This window comes from Marinoscillum luteum, assembly GCF_044005705.1.
Classification (GTDB): Bacteria; Bacteroidota; Bacteroidia; order Cytophagales; family Cyclobacteriaceae; genus Marinoscillum; species Marinoscillum luteum.
This window is the reverse complement of record NZ_JBIPKE010000020.1, coordinates 79,481-98,928: the sequence shown is the minus strand read 5'-3', so window position 1 is coordinate 98,928 and position 19,448 is coordinate 79,481. Positions and strand designations below refer to the sequence as shown.

Genomic DNA, 19,448 nt, shown 5'->3' with positions numbered 1-19,448 from the left:
ATGATTAAGCTTAATGAAGTAGATAAATACATTGAGTCCAAATACCAGCGGGTATTCATTCTGAAAGGGATCAACCTGGAGATCCAGGCAGGAGAGTTTGTGAGTATCATGGGGCCGAGTGGCTCGGGAAAATCTACCCTCATGAACATCATCGGTATGCTAGATAAACCATCGCAGGGGGAGTATTACTTTCTGGATGAGCCTGTTCATCTTTTCAGTGAGCGTAAGACTTCCAGAATACACAAGGAGCATATTGGTTTCATTTTTCAGGCTTATCACCTCATAGATGAACTCACCGTGTATGAAAACATAGAGACCCCGCTGCTTTACCGTGGGGTGAAGCGTAAGGAGCGGGCCAGTATGGTGGCCGAGATGCTGGATCGGTTCAACATGGTGGCTAAAAAGGATTTGTTTCCGGAGCAGCTGTCCGGAGGCCAGCAGCAGCTGGTAGGTGTGGCCCGGGCCATCGTGGGCAAGCCCAAATTACTTTTGGCAGATGAACCCACTGGTAACCTACACTCATCTCAGGGTGAGGAGGTTATGGACATGCTCAAGCAATTCAATAAGGAAGGGATGACCATCATTCAGGTAACCCACAATGAGAAATTCGCTGAATATGGAAGTCGTGTAATCGAGCTGGAGGACGGTGCACTGAAGCGTTAAAACCAACAAAATTTTTTTAGTGATTTTTACAAAAAATTGCGGTTCTTTAGGAGACCAATGACTAACCTAAAAAACCTCCTGCTGGTATTTTGTAGCCTTACCAGCCACCTGGTAGTTGCTCAGAACAGTTCTTCAGATCTTCTGGAATATGAAATTGTTTATTCTGCCTTGCCCTGGGCTAATCTCAGCGGAGGATTGGATCAGGGATTTGTCTATATGGACAATGCGGATGTAACAGCCAAACTCAATATCAATGAGTTGTTTGATTGGGAGGAGAGCCTGTCTATCTTCTTTTACGGACTGGGAAATCATGGCGGTCAGGCGACCGATTATATGGGTGATTTTCAGGTTGCCAGCAATATCCAGGCTGCACCCTCCTGGAGGTTGTTTGAAGTCTGGATTCAGGAAAATTTTCTGAATGATCGGCTGTCTGCACTTTTTGGTCTATATGATCTCAACTCGGAGTTTGATGTTTTACGGCCCGGCACCATATTTATCAATAGTTCATTTGGGATAGGAGCGGAGTACGCGCAGAGTGGCCTCAATGGGCCCTCCATCTTCCCTATATCCTCTTTAGGCCTGAGGTTAAGTTCTTCCATTACCGACCAGTGGCGGGTCAGATTGGCGATTCTTGACGGAGTGTCTGGCAACCCCGCTGACCTTAAATCGAACAGAATTGCGCTCTCTAAAGAGGATGGAGCACTGATTGCCATGGAACATTCGGTTTACCTGTCATCAGCTGTTCCAGACAGGATTAATCGAAACTATACCACCAGAAGGAAAAAAGTGGGGCGCGACCGGGATATCCCAACAAATGATAAAATAAATGTAGGTGGCTGGATGTATACAGCAGAATTTCCGGAGATTGGGGATAGTACCTTTTATAGGCCCAATTGGGGAGCCTATATCGGCGCACAGAAGTATTGGTTTTACTCCAAATACGACGACAGGTACCTCTCTATGTTTGTTCGGTATGGTGTGGCCAATGATCGTATAAACCGAATTGGGTCGGCCATTTCAGGGGGGATAGTTTTTGCAGGATCATTGAGTGAGAAAACGGATTATGTTGGCCTGGCATTCTCTACAGCCGTCAATGGCAAAGCACGACTTGAGCATTCACCTGAAGATGAGCGTGCAGAAACGGCATTGGAATTAACCTACTCGTTTCCATTAAGGACGTGGCTTACCATTCAGCCGGATGTGCAATACATTATCAACCCCAATACCGATGCCTCGATCAAAAACTCCCTTGCTATTGGCTTATTGATCCAGGCATCGTTAGGCGGCGCATGGTAGCTATGGTATGATCGGAGCTCTTTCAAATGGCATTGATGGGTCAAAGAGGTATCTGTAGGTTCTGGAAGTTTGCACCTTTTTGAATCCAAGTTTTTGATAAAGGTTAACCACTCTCGGGTTAAAGTCTCCGGCCCAACCGATCTTCAATGTTTCATATTTACCTTCAGGCACAAGCTTTTGGTGGATGTGATAGAAAAGTAACGCTTCCAAACCTTTGTGTTGAAACTCCGGGATAAACCCAATAACGGATCCGTAAGCCACTTTGCACATTTTCATGGTAAGCCCTATTTTGAGCTGCAACTTTTGAATGATTCCGAATCTGCCTCGTCTAAAGTTTCTCAGAAGCGTGTTGAGTTCAGGAATCATGATAATGAACCCAATAGGTCGATCATTGTGATACAAAAACCATATCAGGTCTTTATCGATCACTGGTTTCATGGTTTTGAAAAGTGAAAGTGCTCGTTTGGCTTTCATTTCCTTAAAGTTGTCATGGGTTTTCCAGCCCTGATTGTAGACTTCTCTGAAATCATCGGCGTATTTCTCGATGTTGTTCAGGTCTACATTTTCACAGTGATATTCCTCACGCTGCGCCAGTCTCCGGCCAAATTCATAGTATCTGGGGGAGAGCCCTTTTTTGAAGTCATAATTGTAATAATACTGCTCAAAATAGGTCTGAAAGCCATACCGCTCAAAGAACTCTCGATAGTAGCTTGGGTTATAATTATTGCGATACAGGGGAGGTTCATATCCTTCGACCACCAGGCCCCACCATGCATTGTTTTCCCCAAAATTGATCGGGCCATCCATGGCACCAATGCCAAACTCCTTTAGCCAATCTCTACAGGTGTCAAAGAGTGAGAATGCAATGTCCTGTGAGTGAATGCATTCGAAAAAACCCATGCCTCCGGTTGGTTGCTTAAAACTGTTGGCCGTTCGGAAATTGACAAAAGCCGCAACTCTGCCAACACAAGTGTCTCCACACATTGCGATCCACCGGGTGATGATGCCGTGGCTATGAAAGCTGTTTTTATTTGGATCAAATACCTGCTCAATGTCTTTGTCCAAAGGCCTGATCCAATTCTTGTCTCCCTGGTATACCTTCTCGGGAAGCTGTAAGAACCTTTCAATATGTTTAGGTTCTGATACTTCAATAATCTTAATCTTGTTGTTCATGGCTATAGTCGTTTAGAATTCGGGCATTGCAACGGTCAGATTGTTTTTGCTTCTGGATTTCAATAGTTGGAGGTGTGCATTGATGGCGTCAATGAGGGTTTTATTTTCATTGTAGCCTATGCCGTATTCCTTACAGGTGTTTTTCAGGATTTTCGTGAGTGGTGGATAATGAATATGACAGATGTTTGGGAAAAGGTGGTGAATCACATGATGGTTAAATCCTCCATATAAATGGGTCAGCAGCTTGCTGTCAGTGGCAAAATCTGTAGTGGTGATGAGCTGGTGCATGAGGAAAGAGTAGGGTAACTGACCAGTTCTATCAGGTTCCGGAAATTCGGCATGCTCACCTACGTGCGCAGAAGCCAGCGCAATGGCTACTGTATAGCTTGCAGACATTTGCATGACCATAAATCCGAGAATGACCTGATAGAACTCAAGGGCAAGAAGCTGGAAGGGGACCAGAATCATCATGGTGAAGTAAATCAGCTTGCCCAGGATTAACCTGATCAGTTCCACCTTGCGGTGGTAGGTTAGGTGGTTATTAGGTGGAGTATTGATAAAGTCTTTGAAGTCTCTGAATAGGAGCCAGTGAAGGGAGTAAAACCCATACAACACCGGCATATAGAGATGCTGGTAGCTGTGAAGTCCACTGAGAGGGGAGTTGGGGAAGATGCGTACCAGAGCCGATTGCTTGATGTCAGCGTCATGGTCGGGAACATTGGTGAAAGCGTGATGCGAGTGCACATGACGAAGTTTCCACATGTAACCATTGGCGCCCAGTGCATCAAAGGTGAAGAGCATCAGGTCATTGAGTTTCCTGTTTCGGAAAAATGCCCTATGAGCTGCATCATGGGCGATATTGAGAGCAATAAAGATCTTCAGCATACCCAAGACCACACAAAGGATGAGGTATAGGTCAAAAGCACTGGTATGGAGTAAAGTGTAGTAGGTCAGTGCATAGGCGCCGATGAGCACAATGGCTTTGGCGTAAGCCACATCTTCTGCATAAATGGACAGCTCATTGCTTTTGAAATAATGCTGAATGCGTACTCTGAGTACTGCAAAGAATTCTGCGTTTTCTATTTGATTGTATCGAACCACAAGTGATAGACGTTGATCACGATTCGAACTTCCGCAACTTTCAGGTGTGGTCAAAATTGAAGTTTGAAACAACAAACGGGTCGAGTTGCAAATTTTGCAACTGCGGTAAGAGCGGACTCGGGAAATGCGGTGAGAATCACGAATGCGACAGCTATTGAGCAGATATTTTGCATTCGCCGATCTTACCTCATCTCACCTTTTGTTCGAAAAGGTCGACTTTCTGATTCATCTTATGAAAAAACTTGAGGCGTTCTTTTTCAGAGGAGTTACTAATAGGCACAGACTTTTGCAGGATGTTTTTGATGTACTGCTCTATGTTTTCACAAAACGCATGATCGGTGGTGTTGAGGAGGTTGAGCATGTTATACGTCTTCATGACCATGCGCCGGTTACCCAGAGAGAAAAAGACCGTGTTGTCACCAATTTCTATTTCATTGTAGTAGAGATCAAACTTACCATTGATCAGGCGTTGGGAATTATCCGGATGCATTTTATGACCCTCTTCAGCTTCTTTGTTGATGATTGTGAGCAGGCTCCTGATGTCATCGACAAGCGTCCTAAACTGATCTGAGGTGATCATGTTCGTTTCATAGCTATATTCAATCTGACGCAGGGTAATGTTGATCGTTTCGTCACTCCATATTTCCAGTGAAGGGATTTGCTGATAAGTGTTCCAGATTTCGGCACATATGTCAAGCATTTCCTTGCTGATGACATTGGGGCCATACACCTGATTCATCAGGGAAGGTTCTTTCAGGATGGTGCGCCGCCAGAAGAATGACTTGAACCGTGACAGCTCAGGAAATCTGAAGTAGTGAAAAGGAGGGATGTCTTTTGCCACATAAGTCATGTGGTATGATTCGTCTTCCTGGATCATTTTCACAGAAGCCAGCACGGATTTCAGAAAGTCCAGATACCCATAGTTGACGTTGAGCATGCGCTTATGGAACAGCACCGTATCCTTAGAGAGGTTGAAAAAAGTATCCAGAGAAGCACCAAAATGCTGGCTTATTTTTCTGATCTCATTGAATGTGAGTAAGGTATCTCCGCGCATCCTGCGGTAGGCACTGTCCTTACTGATGTCCAGTAAAGTTTCCAGCTCCTCTACAAACTTCCCCTCTGGTTTCTGGGTTTTTACCCACTCCAAAAAACTGATTTGTATGTCGCGATCGCTATTCATAGGTGCTCATGAGACTACAAATTACGACAAAATAGGATATTGGATTAGAAAAAACCCTTACTTCCGGCGGCAGCTTCTGCCTGCATCTCTTCAGAGAGCTCCTTCCCCAGGTACCGATCAATGAAATGATGCGCCGCGTAGATGAGTGGAGTAAGTGCAACCGCAACCACAAATTTGTAAATGTAGTTGATGGTGCCGACGGAAAGAAGCTGTGGGATGCTCCACCGGCCGTTCTCAGGAGCCAGCACATAAAAGGCGATTCCGAGCACTACAAAACTATCAATGAACTGTGAAATGAGGGTGGAGCCGGTGGCCCGGAGCCAGATCATTTTCGATCCCGTGTATTTTCTCAACTTCTGAAAAATGTATACATCCAGCAGCTGTCCGATGAGAAAAGCCACCAGAGAACCTGCGATAATGCCGAGGCCTTGCGTGAAAATGGTTTTGAAGGCGTAGTTGATGTTGAAATAATTACCTTCAGCGTCCGTGCTATTGATCTCCTGCCAAAAGGCGGCCGGGGGTAGGAGGGTAATGATGTAAATGACCAGAAATGCATAGGCGATACATCCTGCAGCGATATAGCTGAGTTTCTTCACTCCTTTTTTACCGAAATACTCATTCACCACATCTGTGGTAATGAAGACAATAGGCCAGATGATCACTCCGGCGGTCAGGTTAAAGTCCAGCACTGATCCGCCAAAGAGCGGAATGCTGGCCGGAGGCAGGCCAAAAGTGCCTTCCGCTGAGAATATTTTTACGCCGATCATCTCAGCCAGAATGGCATTGGTGAGAAAGATACTCGCCAAAATGATGAATAGGTGCTGTTTTTTACTTTTCACTGCTTAGTGATTTACTACAAATCGTTTCCCTTCTTCAGCCAGATAAGACTCCCTGAAAACCGATCTGGCTTCTGAAAGTAACGGATTCAGGTCACGATATCGGGTAGAGAAGTGCCCCAGTAGCAACTGCCCCACATGGGCCTCAGAGGCCAGCTGAGCCGCTTGCCTGGCAGTGGTATGGTAGGTGTTTTCAGCCCGATCTTTCATGTCATCCATAAAGGTAGCTTCATGATAGATCAAATCCACATCACGGATCACATCCACCAGCTGGGGGATGAGTTTGGTGTCTGAGCAGTAGGCGTAGCTGTATGGCTTTTTGGGAGGGAGCGTAGCCAGACTGTTCTTATAAAGCAGGGTGCCGTCTTCGTTATAAATGTCTTCGCCGTTGCGCAGTGCATTGGCCTGGTTGGGGGCGAGCTTTTTATCCACCACCAGTTTATTGATGCCCCGCTTCTTGGGCTTTTCTTTGAAGAGATATCCCGAGCAGTGTATCCGGTGATTGAGCGGAATGGTGGTGATCGTTAGTTTGTCATCTTCATAGATCACACTGCTGGTTTCGGGTACCCACTCATGAAACTTGATGTCATAGGACAGTCGGGTGGCCGAATACTTCAACTGCAAGGTGATAATGTCGGCCAGGCCAGGTGGTCCATAGATGTGCAGGTCTGCCGTGCGGCCATACAGGTGCAAGGTGGAGACCAGCCCCATGAGACCATAATAGTGATCTCCGTGAAGGTGGGAGATCAGGATGTGGTTGATTCTGGAAAGTTTGATTTTGTAGCGCTTGACCTGCAGTTGGGTGCCTTCCCCACAATCGATCATAAAGTATTTATCCTGTACCCGCAGTAGCTGGGAGGTATGATGTCGGTTGTGGGCAAAGGCGGCTGAATTTGACCCTAATATTTGAAGTTCTAACGCCAAGGGTCGTTATTCTTCTCCGGCCTCTCTCAGGCCTCTTTCAATGTCATTAAACATCACAGCGTCTATCGCCTCTTCCACTGTAGGCAGGATGTCTATCACTTTGTCCAGCTGACTGATGCTGATAAGCTTCATGACATGCTCATTGAGTTTACACATCACAAAAGACCCTGTGTCCTTGAAGAGTCTGTTGCCCACCAAAAGGGCACTCAACCCTGATGAATCAGAGTATTTAACCACTTCCATGTTGAGGACGATGTTCTTCACACCTTCTGCCTGTAGGGTCACAAATTCTGACTTGACCTCAGGAGCGATGGTGGAATCCAGTTTTTCTTCGTCTATTTTAAGAATGGTATATTGATCCTGTCTGTCTATCGAAAATTTCATAATGATTTTAGGGTATTGTTAACGTTTGTGTCTATTCTCTTGATGATGTTCTCCACGGTGTCCTTCACAAAGTAGCGCCCGGTGATTTGCTCAAAAAGCTCGATGTATCTTTGAGAGACGGAATCTACAAATTCTTTTGTCATTTCCGGGATTTCTTGACCTTCCTTTCCCTGAAAGCCATGGCTGATCAGCCACTGCCGCACAAACTCTTTGGACAGTTGCTTCTGCTCTTCACCCTTGCTCTGTCTGGCTCCGTAGCCTTTCAGGTAAAAGTACCTTGAAGAGTCCGGTGTATGTACCTCATCTATGAGTATGATTTCTCCATTGTATTTACCAAATTCATACTTGGTATCTACCAAAATGAGGCCCTGCTCAGAGGCCAGTTCTGTGCCTCGTGCAAAGAGCTTGTAGGTGTACGCTTCCAGCTGGGCGTAGTCCGCCTCTGAAATGAGACCCTGTTTGATGATTTCTTCTCGGGAGATGTCTTCATCATGGCCCTCATGAGCCTTGGTAGTAGGCGTGATAATAGGCTCAGGAAGCCTGTCGTGCTCTTTCAGGCCCTCAGGTAAAGGCACCCCGCAAAGGGACCTTTTTCCATCCCGGTATTCTCTCCAGGCATGTCCTGTCAGGTATCCTCTGATCACCATTTCCACAGGAAAAGGGTCACATTTCCGACCAATGGTAACGTTGGGATCTGGCACCGAGATGACCCAGTTGGGTACTATATCTTTGGTCTTTTCCAACATGATTCCTGCGATCTGATTGAGCACCTGCCCCTTGAAGGGGATGGGCTTCGGAAGTACCACATCAAATGCGGAAATTCTATCAGATGCCACCATTACCAGTTTGTCCTGAACGGTGTAGACATCCCGCACCTTACCGACGTATTTGTCTGTTTGTCCGGGAAAATTGAATTGAGTGTATTTGATACCTTGAGACATGGGCGACAAATATAGCGATCAATATTGAAAATAGAGTGTGATCGGACACGTCAAATATGAGAACCTGAGCTCGTTAAATGGCTGAATTTCAAAGGGGGTTGGTACTGATCAGCTGTCCATGCTGGTAGACCTCCTGACTGACAGGTTCACCCTTCCGATCATAGTAGCGCCATATTCCGTTGCGTTTGTTTCTTACATATTCTCCCTCGTATTCTTTTTGTCCATTCTTCTGATAGCGCACAAAGGAGCCCTCCAGTCGGTTGAGCTTCCAGTGTTCGATGGTTTGAATGTCTCCATTTGGAAAGTAGGTCCTGGCTTCTCCCTGTTTGTTTCCAAAGCCATAGGAGGTTTCGCTGATGATTTTACCTTTTTCATAGACCACTCTCTCCCCATGGAGCTTTCCATTCTGATAATTCTCCAAAAGGAGCGGCCGACCCTTCTCGTCATAGCTGATCCATTTGCCGTTTGGCAGGTCATTGAGCAGCTCTTTTTCTTCCAGTAAATCACCCTTGTCGCTATATTCTCTAATCTTCGCGTTCAGGCCTTTGTTGGTGAAAATCCCCTCATATTTGATGGATCCGTTTTCGTGATATTCCAGGTTTTTGCCTACCCGGTAGCCGTCGTTGTATTTCAGGTGCTTTTGAAGGCTTCCGTCTTCATAGTAAGATTTGAAATCTCCGGTCAGGGTTCCGTTTTCGTATTTTCCAAGGGATTTGAGCTGACCATTTTCATGGTAGTATTTAATAAATCCGGATCGTTTTCCTCGTTCATTGAGGGCTTCCATTTCCAGTTTTCCGGAAGGATAGTAAGTCTTGTAAAAGCCATCCAGCAGGCCGCCGACATACTGAGCCTCGAGTTCCAGGTTTCCGTTTTCATAGTAGTGTCTGGTGGTGCCATTAGGCTTGCCATTGGCGTAGTTGACCTCTTCTTTGATGCCGCCGGAGGCATAGTATTCAGCCACCAGGCCTTCAGGTTTGCCGTTTTTGAAGTGGGAGGTTCCTTTGAGCTTGCCTTCGGTATCATAGAGCCTCAGCTCGCCCACCAGGGTATCATTCAGAAAGGTCGCTTCCTGGATGATGACTCCATTGGGATCAAATATTTTGGTCACCCCCTGGCGGAGGTTATCGGTGTAGGTGGTTTCGCGTTGCACGCTGCCATCTTCATAAAAGTTGTAAAATGTGCCTTCTTTGCTACCATCCACAAATGTGCCCGTGACGATGACTTTTCCGGAAGGACTGTACTGCTTGTAGTCGCCATGGATTCGCGAGGAGTCTCCCTCCAGAATGTAGTAGATTTCTTTGGTTTTGGAGGGATCATTGGGGTAGGGGACGATCACCTTGGTCTGTCCAAAGGATGGCATGCAGATCAGAAAAAATCCAAAGAAAATAAAGAGTCTTGCCATGATAAAAAAAGCCTTACGCTTTCACAAACGTAAGGCTTTCGGGATTATTTATTTTGAATTAAACTTTCTCTATGACGATGGCTGACGCTCCACCACCACCATTGCAGATACCAGCCACGCCTATTCGGCCGTTGTTTTGTGCCAGCACCGAATGAAGGGTAGTAATGATTCGTGCACCAGAGGTACCAAGTGGATGGCCCAACGCCACAGCACCACCGTTTACATTTACTTTTTCAGCATCCAGTCCAAGTTTTTGGTTATTGGCCAGGGCCACTACCGCGAAGGCTTCGTTGATTTCGTAGAAATCCACATCGCTGGCGGTGAGTCCTGCATGTTTGATGGCTCGGGGGATGGCCTCCGAAGGAGCAGTAGTGAACCAAAGGGGCTCCTGAGCGGCATCTGCAAAACCAATGATTTTGGCCAATGGCTTCACACCCAGTTCATCGAGTTTCTTTTTGCTCACCAGTACCAAAGCAGACGAACCATCATTGATGGTGGAAGCATTGGCTGCTGTGACCGTTCCGTCTTTGTTGAATACCGGACGGAGCGCAGGAATCTTATCAAAACTCACATTTTTATACTCTTCATCTTCGCTCATGATGATGGGGTCTCCTTTTCGCTGAGGGATCTCCACCGGGATAATTTCATCCTTAAATTTGCCGGCTTCCGTGGCTGCAGCTGCCCGTTTGTAGGAGTTGATGGCATATTCGTCCTGAGCCTCTCTGGAGATGTTCATCTCTTTGGCCGTATTGTCAGCACAGCTACCCATAGGGAACCCATGATAAGCTTCCCAAAGGCCATCATGCATCAATCCATCCAGCATTTGTCCATGACCGTATTTATATCCAAATCGAGCTTTGGGAATGTAATAGGGGACATTGGACATGCTCTCCATACCACCTGCTACTACCACGTCATTGATGCCGAGCATGATGCTTTGGGCACCAAACATGACCGACTTCATGCCAGAGGCACATACTTTATTCACGGTAGTACAGGGTACATTGTAGCCAAGACCTGCACCTATGGCCGCCTGCCGTGCCGGGGCCTGCCCTAAGCCAGAGGAGATGACATTTCCCATAAACACTTCATTGACCTGGTCGGGGCTAACTCCTGCTTTATCCAGTGCACCTTTGATGGCCTTGCTGCCGAGCTCCACGGCTGTGAAACCAGACAGGCTTCCGCCAAAACTGCCGATGGGGGTACGGACGGCTGATATGATGTAAACTTCTTCCATTTTCTTAGTTTGAGTTTTTGGGTTGTTTATTTATGTTAGGGTATTTTATTCATTGATCAGCTTGGCTCTGTACTTACCAGTCGGGTTTGCCACTGTCCGGTTGCTCGGTGGCCTTTCTTTTTTGCTGCTGTATATACTGAATTTCGTTGTTCTTCATGGCTTCCAGTATCATTCGGGCCTTTTCCTCACTGATGTTCATATCCTCCAGTTTTTGCTTGGTACTGGGGTTCTGATTTTGCTGATCTTTTTCTTCTTCTTTCTGCTCGCCTTCCTGCTCCTGTTCTTTCTCTTCGTCTCCTTTTTGATCGTCCTTCTGCTCAGAGTCTTTCTGCTCCTGGTCTTTTTGCTGCTGCTCCTGATCTTTTTGATCCTGATTTTCCTGGTCTTCGTTTTGATCTTCGTTCTTCTCCTGGTCTTTCTTGTCCTGATCTTTGTTTTCGTCCTTGTTCTCTTGATCCTGATCTTGTTGTTGCTCTTTTTGTTGGTCCAGGAGCTTTTTCACTACCTCATAGTTGTATCGGGCTTCTTCGTTTGCCGGGTCTGCTTTCAGGGCAGCCTTGAGGTACTGTAGTGACTCACTCAGGGTGGCAGGGGTTTTGGCCATCACGCCCAGTTGCTGATAGGCGATGGATTTTAGCTTTTTATCGTTACTGGAGGCTACTGACTGATATTTGAGTTTGGCATTGGCCGTGTCACCCAGGGCATAGTAGCTGTGGGCAAGATTGAGTCCCACAGTGGGATCATCTACGCCTATGGAGTCGTACAGAAGCCTGTAATTGGTCGCTGCCACATCATATTGGCCATGCTCGAAAGCTACCTCAGCCTTATTCTTCAGCCTATTGATCCGTGCAATCTCCGTCGGATCGGCATTGATAAAGAGTAGTAAGAGTATCAAAAACGCTTTCATATCCTGATTACTTTTACACTTATGAGGGCATCGAAAAGCATGAGCAAGAGCGCTGCCATCAGGAAATAAAAATATTTATTGGATTTGGTATCCACCTGCTTGCTGTCTCTCAACTCGCCTTCTATGTCGTTGATGGAATTGATCAAACGGTCCACATCGTTTTTGCTGTCATTGATCTCGAAGTATTTACCTCCAGTATCCGAGGCTATTTTCTTCAGCGATTTGGTATTGATCTTGCTGACCACTTCTTCTCCCTGGTTGTTTTTCTTATACCCTCTTCTGGTCATTATTTTACTTCCTCTTTCGGTACCAACACCCAATGTGAACAATTTGATTCCAGAACTTTCAATTTCTTCCGTGATCTGCTCTGTTTCTTCCCCAAAGTCTTCTCCGTCACTGATGAGTACGATGATCTTTGACTTCTGGCGGGCCACGGTGTTCTCTTCGTCTGTGAGTTTTTTCAAGGCCATTTTGAGGGGTGGGCCAAAATCCGTACCACTATTGGGTACCAGGTCGGTGGTCAGGGCCTGGATGAAGAGGTTGAGCGCATTGTTGTCATAAGTGAGCGGACATTGCATATAGGCTTCGTTGGAAAACATGATCAGCCCTATGCGATCCGAACTAAAGGCCTCTACAATATTCTTGAGCTCAAATTTCACCTTTTCCAGGCGCGTGGGCTGTATGTCAAAGGCATTCATGGACTGACTAAGGTCCACGCAGATGAACATGTCCTTACCGATGGATTTGATCTCACGGGTAGAGTCTCCAAAAGAAGGGCCCAAAAGGGCGACCATCATCAGCGCGAAATAGACAGACCTGAGTGTGAATTTGATGAGCCATTTGCTAATGGGAGTGCGCATAGAAGCTCTGATCCTGAGCAGTCTGATGACATAAAGCAGGTAAAGAAGTGCGAAGATCGCAATAAGTACAATTTCAAATGTGTCGATTGAATAAGCCCAAGTCATATGCGGCCCCAAAAATACATAAGCAGTTGGTATTGCCCAATGTGAGGGTATTTCATTTAACGATTTTTAAGGATAAGTGGTATGTGGATATTTTTAATTGATCATGATTAGAATTTTTATTCTGAAATACTATATTTGCAGTCCTTTTCAGGGGGCTCACGGAAATCAGGAGAGATGGGTGAGTGGCTGAAACCACATGTTTGCTAAACATGCGTGCGGGAAACCGTACCGGGGGTTCGAATCCCCCTCTCTCCGCACTTTTGAAGTGAGTCTTTCTGAAGGGAACTTAATGCTAGAAATAGTAGGAGGGTTCGCTAGCTCAACTGGATAGAGCGCCTGCCTTCTAAGCAGGGGGTTCCAGGTTCGAGCCCTGGGCGAATCACAGTGAAGAATTGAGCACCTATGACGTTGTTGTAGGTGCTTTTTTTGTGCATTTTGGTCTGAGTTCTAATCATGCAGTGATCGGATCAAGCAATATTTGTGTGGGGTGACACTATATAATTATATTTTGTAAAATCGAACTAATCCACTTGAAAGTAGAAAGCAAAGGCGTAAAGGAGGGCGGGCCATCCAAGGCAAGTGTGAATCATTTTGACTCCAAAAAGGATCCTAAAAAAGTGTAACCCAGATGAGTCAAAATGATTTTTTGCGTTGGTGCCTTTTCTTTTGCTTCGTTTTCTTTGGGCAAGCAAAGAAAATGAAGGGTATGTTGCAAATCAATTAGATTGAGGGATGTAAGGTATCAGGTAACTACATCACCATCCATCTTTAATGCAATCTCCCCCAGGAATTCCGCTTGATCCCAAGACAGCCGTGCAGTGCTCCAAGATGGCTGTGCAGTGCTCCAAGACAGCCGTGCAGGGTTCCGAGATAACCGTGCAGTAATTCAAGAAGGCCGTGCAGTGCTTGAAGACAACTGTGCAGTGCTTGAAGACAACTGTGCAGGGTGTTCAGACAACCGTGCAGGATGCTCGCATAGCTAACAATGGTTTGTTTGAGATGGGAAATCTGCTACATTTGAAAGCGTTACAGGCGTATAACAACCATTGGTGGTTGTTGGTCGGTTGTTAGGGCAATAGTATTGCCGCAATTTGAATATGTAAGCCTTTCAATGGGACGAAATAAAAAACCAGTTAAAAAACGTCAAAATAGGACAGCAACACCGACTAATTTAGCTCCTAAAACAGAAGCGAGAAAATGGTTAGGATTATTTCCAAGACGATCAAACTATAGTAGTAATTGGTTTTGGATTCTATCAATATTTGGAACATTGATTCTTTTGATATTTTCATTTCCCGAAAAGGTGAAACAAATCAATGAGTTTCCTGAATATTTTGGGTACAGATCTACTTATGAGTTACTTAAAGATACTGTCATTTCAGATCAGAGTGAGCAAAATTCTATTAATCTTAAAGCAGTCGAAAGCGAAGTAGGTCGATTAAAAAAAGAGGAAATTAGTGAATTATATAGTGCATTGGAGGAACTTAAGAATGATGTGAGCTTATTAAAGAAAAATGGATCAATAAGTGATTCAGATTTCAATAGAATTCAAGATTATCTATCGAGAACTGGCGGAAAGGATGCTCTAGAAATGAGTAAGAGTCTAAACTCTCGAAAAGAGCATAATGTGAATCTAAGCTTGTCGTCGACAAGAAAAAACCAAGAACTCCTTAAGATAATTAATGGTTTATATTTCTTAGGTGGCCTAGAGAGACAGGTTCTGTCTGATAAAGACATTCTAGTTGATGAACCTTGGTTAAATACGTTTATAAGCCCGGTAATTACTCTTAATACTGACTTTCTTGATCATTACATTTGGTTGTTTCAGATAGATGAAACGGTAATTAAGAAATATGGAGATGAAATTTTAGGGAACGAACGTCTGTCCATACTCTTTCAACAAGATAGCATCTTAGGTTCTGGTCACTTTTCTATGAAACGAAAGCACGGAAGTGGGCTCTCAAACGATTATGGTTCATTTCCATTTTTTATTACTGCCATCAGTTTAAATCCTGTTAAATCTTCATCGAATGTTAGAAATATAACCTTTGATATTTTATTCCTGATCAATGATGAATTGATAAAAAGAAAATTGACAATCGAATCAATTTTAGATACTAATATAGTGTACGCTTCTTCCGGCTTTTTAAATGAAAAAGGAGGAAAATATGTAGGAAGAAACGACGGAATGTCATTTACGAAAATACCATAAAGGGTAGGATAAATATGTTTCTAACAAACACTATCATCCATATGCTAACTGAGCTATTTTGCAAAGGCTGGTGCGATGAGATACTTATATAGATATTTGAAAAGATCAGCTTACGGATGATAGTCGTTGTGCTTAATTAGAGAATGGCGAAAAAGGATCGAAAAATAGTTATACTAGGGGCAGGTGCGTCCATCGGATCAAAGAGGTTCCCAATCAGATCCTCTCATGATCAATTCAGGGACACTATGCCATCCGCTGAAAACTTTTTTTTTGACCTGTTTAAGGTTAATAATCCCGAGAATAAGTATCTCAATTCTCTAAACTTCCTCGGCTTGACTTATGAGGGTTTGCATGACTTAATTGTAAGATCTTGGAACATTAATAATGATGGATTTGACCCAAATGAATGGAAAGGAGTAAATATTGAAGAAGTGATGACGTTTTTTGAGGTTGGTTCAAACATGCACCCCAAAGGTTCCAACGAGCAAAAAATGTTTAATAAAGCTCAAGAATATCTATTGAGCTTCCTCAACCCCTTTATGCCAATGATCTGCGAGGATCAACATTGCGAATATCTGCTGCAAGTCTTTTGGCAACTAGATAAATCTGATTCCATCATTTCTTACAACTGGGATACAATTGCAGAATTCACCTTACAGGAAGCTGCACGAATGAAAAGAGGTGAATTAGCACAACTAAGGAACTACGCAAAATTGCTTCGTGAAGAATCAATAAATCCAACTGAATACAGAAGCAGAGGAATATTACTCAAACTTCATGGATCATTTAATTGGATGATGTGCGAAAACAAGGAATGCCACAGTTTCAACAAAATAGCCGCTCCGTTTCAACCAAGAAAGTATAAACTCTTAAAACTCAGAGAAACATGGAATTGCCCAACATGTGGAGGTAAACGCCTAAAGCCTTTAATTGTGCCTCCAGTGAGTAACAAAATGATTCACAAAAATTCCTTTCTTAAAAATCAATGGATGATAGCACGAGAAAAGTTAATAGATGTAACAGAACTTATTTTTATCGGGTATTCATTTCCGCCAACAGATTATTATACCGAGTGGCTTTTCAGACAATTAAATTTTATCGAAAACAGACACCCTCTTAAAGTAACAGTTGTGAATCCAGAATTTGGGAAAAGAAACACATACGTTACAAGAAGATATAATAATATTTTCAAAGGAGCCGAAATAACTGGTTTTAAAACCCTGAAAGATTACGTAAAAAACTAACCACAACATATGCTATGAATGAATGGGGTTTCATCGGTCAGGATATTTTCGTGGGGATTGGAAGATTCGCCGGCAAGTTTTAAATTTAAAATAAAGCGTGGCTATGTGCGAGACGAGAGGTTAGAGCTCCCGATAGCTATCGGGACTAATCCCCACTCATCATAGCCAGAGCGTTGCAGCCAATTAAAGCAAAATGAAATGTCCATAACAAAAGAATCTGAATTAATAGGAATGCTGAAAATTAGTGAGGTGGTTGGAACTACACTAAAACTGATGAGAGAATACGCTAAAGTCGGCATGTCAACTAAAGAGCTTGATGAATATGGAGGAGAAATTTTAAAGAGCTATGGCGCTAAATCTGCACCATACGAAACTTATGGATTCCCTGGTTACTCTTGTATAAGTGTAAATGAGGAAGCGGCTCACGGAATACCATCCGAGAAAAAAATACTGCAAGAAGGAGATTTAATTAATATTGATGTTTCGGCAGAACTCAATGGTTTTTGGTCTGATAATGGAGGTTCTTTTATACTTGGAAAAGACATTCACCATCACCAACCTCTTGTAGATGCTTCTAAAAACATTTTACGCAAGGCAATAGGCCATATTAAGGGCGGAGTAAAAATCTCTGAAATTGGATATTTGATAGAAACAGAAGCTAAAAAGTCAGGCTTTAAAGTAATTAAAAATCTAGCTGGTCATGGGGTTGGTAGAAGTTTACACGAAGAGCCGGAAAACATTTTAAATTATAGAGTGAGAACCAATCGAGAAAGGTTTAGAAAAAATACTACCGTCGCGATAGAAACCTTTATTTCGACAAAATCTACTGTTGCTGTAGAATTAAATGATGGCTGGACTTTAGTGGGGAACAAAGGTGGATATGTAACCCAACACGAACAAACAATACTTGTAACTGATAACCATCCAGTCGTTTTAACAGAATCGAATGGAATTTGGGATTAAATAACTGGCTGACACAGTTAATGTAACATATCCGCGGTTAGGGCAGTCCGTCTGCCTGATCCCTGATAGGTGCCTACCTGTATAGCTAACAATGGTTTGTTTGAGATTGGAAATCTGCTACATTTGGTAGCGTTACAGGCGACTAATAGCCGTTGGTGGTTGTTAGTCGGTTGTTGACCACCATTACTGAACTGCATGAGAAAACTATTCAAAGTTGAATTTATCGGAAGCCTTGCTTCAATAGTAGCCCTGGGCTTTTTTGTATATTATCAATTCATTTTTGAAGCTGAGGCGGTTCTAGAACTGACAACTCTTAACAAAGAAGAATTAACTCGAATTCCTACTGACAACAATCTTCAAGTACAGTATTCATTTAACGGTGAATCAGTAACTAATCTTTGGAAGATCAAAATAGAAATCAGAAACGTCGGTGGAAAAACAATAATTGGTAAAGAAAATGTTGGAATAATTATTGATCCATTACCATTAAAGTTTAATGAATCAAATCAAATTTTCGGTGTTGAAATTAGCAACAAAAATTTTCCGATACAGCTTCTTAGGGTTGACTCCCTGAACTTCGGACTTTCATTCAAGCAGTGGAAGAATAACGAGTTTTTGGAACTTAGTGCCTACATCGGTAATGATGATCTTTCCAATATTGACGGCATAACAATTGATGAACGTGATATTATTAACGGCAAAGTCATTCTTTCAGAACTCAAGAATACCGAAATAGCCATTGAGCCAAGAATTATTGATAAACTCCCTATCAGTATCAAAAAGACCGCATGGTGGCTTATGGTTATCGGATATGTTTTGTTTTTTATCACCTCAATCTGGGAATCCAGTAACCAATTGAAGTCTGAAGAAATTCGATCATCCAAACTTGCCACAATAGCATTTCTTATATTAATGTTAATCATCATGATAGCATTTTTCACTCCTTTACTATGGATAATTGAAGCGTAACGGTAGTCAACAGTCGCTAGCACGAATGCGCCTCCCGATGGCTATGGGGAGTGCTTTCTGGCCGATTTCAGTGCACCTAGACCGTGATAGCTGCCGCTGAGATATTCCAGTTCTTTCTACCTATTTCGGCTCGCAGGAGTTTTGATCCTTCTGAACGCAGTGCTTTCTACAAACTTTGGAAGCACCGGCAGATTCATTAGTTTTATCGGAACTTGCCAGGCTCGGGGCGCACTCCTGCTAGCTTGGCGCTGTACCTCATTGACTGACACATGGTAAAATTGAAACAAATTAGTCAACTCATTCTAATATTTTGCTTGTCATCATGTTCAGTAAATCGGCAAACTCTTCGTAAAGACTCAGTTGTTAAGAAGCATTTCACCTTTAACGAAATAGAAGATTTGGCAGTTGTTCTAAATACATTTGATAGCATAATGGTCGGAACAAATAAACTGGATAAGGCCACAATTACTGAATATCAACACAGAGTGATGTTAACGATAAATCAGGCGGTTGAAGAAGGAAGTTGCTGAGAGTTTCTGATTTCACCCAAAATGGTAATTGAAATATTGAATTCTATTCCTGAGGCAACCTTCGTAAAACTTTTCAAAATCTTGAGAGTATCAGGTAACGAAAAAATTAGACTTTACTTTTGGCCTAGAACCATAGAGATGGAATCCACATACAGACAATTTGCATCAGAGATTATCAATCCTAACATCAATAAATACCTTCAAAATATATCAGCCGCAGGAGATGTGAATTTAAACTTAACTCATCAGTTTTATTCACAAATTGATTTAACTGATGACAAGCAGAGGCTATTAATGGCGATTGATTTCATATCTTTTACCATACAGAATCACGTGGAGATCAATCGAGTATTTGAAGTGGCCGAGCAAAAATCAAATTTAAACGAGGTACAACATTAGCAATGAATGAATGGGGTTTGATGGTTAGGATATTTTTGTGGGATTGGAAAGTCCGCCACAAGTTTTAAATTTAAATCAAGGCCGGGCCGCGTAGGCGTGGCTATGTACGAGACGAGAGGTTA

At 43.4% G+C, this 19,448-nt stretch carries 18 protein-coding genes and 2 tRNA genes; 9 read left to right on the top strand and 11 right to left on the bottom strand.

Features of this window, described 5'->3' with window-relative positions:
- Together ACHKAR_RS18470 and ACHKAR_RS18465 are read left to right on the top strand one after the other, a co-directional pair.
- A complete protein-coding gene (locus ACHKAR_RS18470) occupies positions 1-663 on the top strand; it encodes an ABC transporter ATP-binding protein (protein WP_159581132.1) in 663 nt (220 codons plus the stop codon).
- A 57-nt stretch (positions 664-720) separates the two neighbouring features.
- Positions 721-1,959 carry a carbohydrate porin gene (locus tag ACHKAR_RS18465; RefSeq protein WP_395418895.1) on the top strand — a complete coding sequence of 413 codons (1,239 nt, stop codon included), beginning with the start codon at positions 721-723 and terminating at the stop codon, positions 1,957-1,959.
- Here ACHKAR_RS18465 and ACHKAR_RS18460 read toward each other — a convergent pair whose 3' ends face one another.
- From ACHKAR_RS18460 to ACHKAR_RS18410, 11 genes are all read right to left on the bottom strand, one after another.
- Positions 1,960-3,132: a hypothetical protein gene (locus ACHKAR_RS18460; protein WP_395418894.1), complete on the bottom strand. Its 1,173-nt coding sequence runs from the start codon at positions 3,130-3,132 to the stop codon at positions 1,960-1,962.
- A gap of 12 nt (positions 3,133-3,144) precedes the next feature.
- Entirely contained in the window at positions 3,145-4,287 is a 1,143-nt protein-coding gene (locus tag ACHKAR_RS18455) for a fatty acid desaturase family protein (RefSeq protein WP_395418893.1), read from the bottom strand.
- A 133-nt stretch (positions 4,288-4,420) separates the two neighbouring features.
- Positions 4,421-5,413, bottom strand: coding sequence for a helix-turn-helix domain-containing protein (locus ACHKAR_RS18450; protein ID WP_395418892.1), 993 nt, complete (start codon positions 5,411-5,413; stop codon positions 4,421-4,423).
- Between the two features lie 44 nt (positions 5,414-5,457).
- On the bottom strand, positions 5,458-6,252 hold the full coding sequence (locus ACHKAR_RS18445) for a queuosine precursor transporter (RefSeq protein ID WP_255465175.1): 795 nt from the start codon (positions 6,250-6,252) through the stop codon (positions 5,458-5,460).
- 3 nt (positions 6,253-6,255) lie between these two features.
- Positions 6,256-7,173, bottom strand: a complete 918-nt coding sequence (locus ACHKAR_RS18440) for a ribonuclease Z (protein WP_395418891.1) — start codon at positions 7,171-7,173, stop codon at positions 6,256-6,258.
- Positions 7,174-7,179: 6 nt separating this feature from the next.
- The gene (locus ACHKAR_RS18435; RefSeq protein WP_159581115.1) at positions 7,180-7,557 is read right to left on the bottom strand and encodes an STAS domain-containing protein; all 378 of its coding nucleotides are present in this window, start codon (positions 7,555-7,557) and stop codon (positions 7,180-7,182) included.
- Positions 7,554-8,498, bottom strand: a complete 945-nt coding sequence (locus ACHKAR_RS18430; protein WP_395418890.1) for a phosphoribosylaminoimidazolesuccinocarboxamide synthase — start codon at positions 8,496-8,498, stop codon at positions 7,554-7,556. The genes ACHKAR_RS18435 and ACHKAR_RS18430 overlap by 4 nt, the downstream gene beginning before the upstream one ends.
- An 88-nt stretch (positions 8,499-8,586) precedes the next feature.
- Positions 8,587-9,900: a toxin-antitoxin system YwqK family antitoxin gene (locus ACHKAR_RS18425; protein WP_395418889.1), complete on the bottom strand. Its 1,314-nt coding sequence runs from the start codon at positions 9,898-9,900 to the stop codon at positions 8,587-8,589.
- Positions 9,901-9,958: 58 nt separating this feature from the next.
- Positions 9,959-11,137: an acetyl-CoA C-acyltransferase gene (locus ACHKAR_RS18420; protein ID WP_395418888.1), complete on the bottom strand. Its 1,179-nt coding sequence runs from the start codon at positions 11,135-11,137 to the stop codon at positions 9,959-9,961.
- A gap of 73 nt (positions 11,138-11,210) precedes the next feature.
- Positions 11,211-12,044: a hypothetical protein gene (locus ACHKAR_RS18415; protein WP_395418887.1), complete on the bottom strand. Its 834-nt coding sequence runs from the start codon at positions 12,042-12,044 to the stop codon at positions 11,211-11,213.
- Positions 12,041-13,009: a vWA domain-containing protein gene (locus ACHKAR_RS18410; RefSeq protein ID WP_395418886.1), complete on the bottom strand. Its 969-nt coding sequence runs from the start codon at positions 13,007-13,009 to the stop codon at positions 12,041-12,043. The genes ACHKAR_RS18415 and ACHKAR_RS18410 overlap by 4 nt, the downstream gene beginning before the upstream one ends.
- Positions 13,010-13,177: 168 nt before the next feature.
- On the opposite strand from ACHKAR_RS18410, the gene ACHKAR_RS18405 reads away from it, so the two are divergent.
- From ACHKAR_RS18405 to ACHKAR_RS18375, 7 genes are all read left to right on the top strand, one after another.
- Positions 13,178-13,264: transfer RNA gene (locus tag ACHKAR_RS18405), tRNA-Ser, on the top strand.
- A 53-nt stretch (positions 13,265-13,317) separates the two neighbouring features.
- A tRNA-Arg gene (locus tag ACHKAR_RS18400) sits at positions 13,318-13,391 on the top strand.
- Between the two features lie 729 nt (positions 13,392-14,120).
- Complete coding sequence (locus ACHKAR_RS18395) at positions 14,121-15,221, top strand: hypothetical protein (protein WP_395418885.1); 1,101 nt, start codon at positions 14,121-14,123, stop codon at positions 15,219-15,221.
- Positions 15,222-15,364: 143 nt separating this feature from the next.
- Positions 15,365-16,465, top strand: a complete 1,101-nt coding sequence (locus ACHKAR_RS18390) for an SIR2 family protein (protein ID WP_395418884.1) — start codon at positions 15,365-15,367, stop codon at positions 16,463-16,465.
- A gap of 198 nt (positions 16,466-16,663) precedes the next feature.
- On the top strand, positions 16,664-17,428 hold the full coding sequence (gene map, locus ACHKAR_RS18385) for a type I methionyl aminopeptidase (RefSeq protein ID WP_395418883.1): 765 nt from the start codon (positions 16,664-16,666) through the stop codon (positions 17,426-17,428).
- Positions 17,429-17,623: 195 nt separating this feature from the next.
- Entirely contained in the window at positions 17,624-18,397 is a 774-nt protein-coding gene (locus ACHKAR_RS18380) for a hypothetical protein (protein ID WP_395418882.1), read from the top strand.
- A gap of 551 nt (positions 18,398-18,948) precedes the next feature.
- Complete coding sequence (locus ACHKAR_RS18375) at positions 18,949-19,326, top strand: hypothetical protein (protein ID WP_395418881.1); 378 nt, start codon at positions 18,949-18,951, stop codon at positions 19,324-19,326.
- The last annotated feature ends 122 nt before the right edge of the window (positions 19,327-19,448 follow it).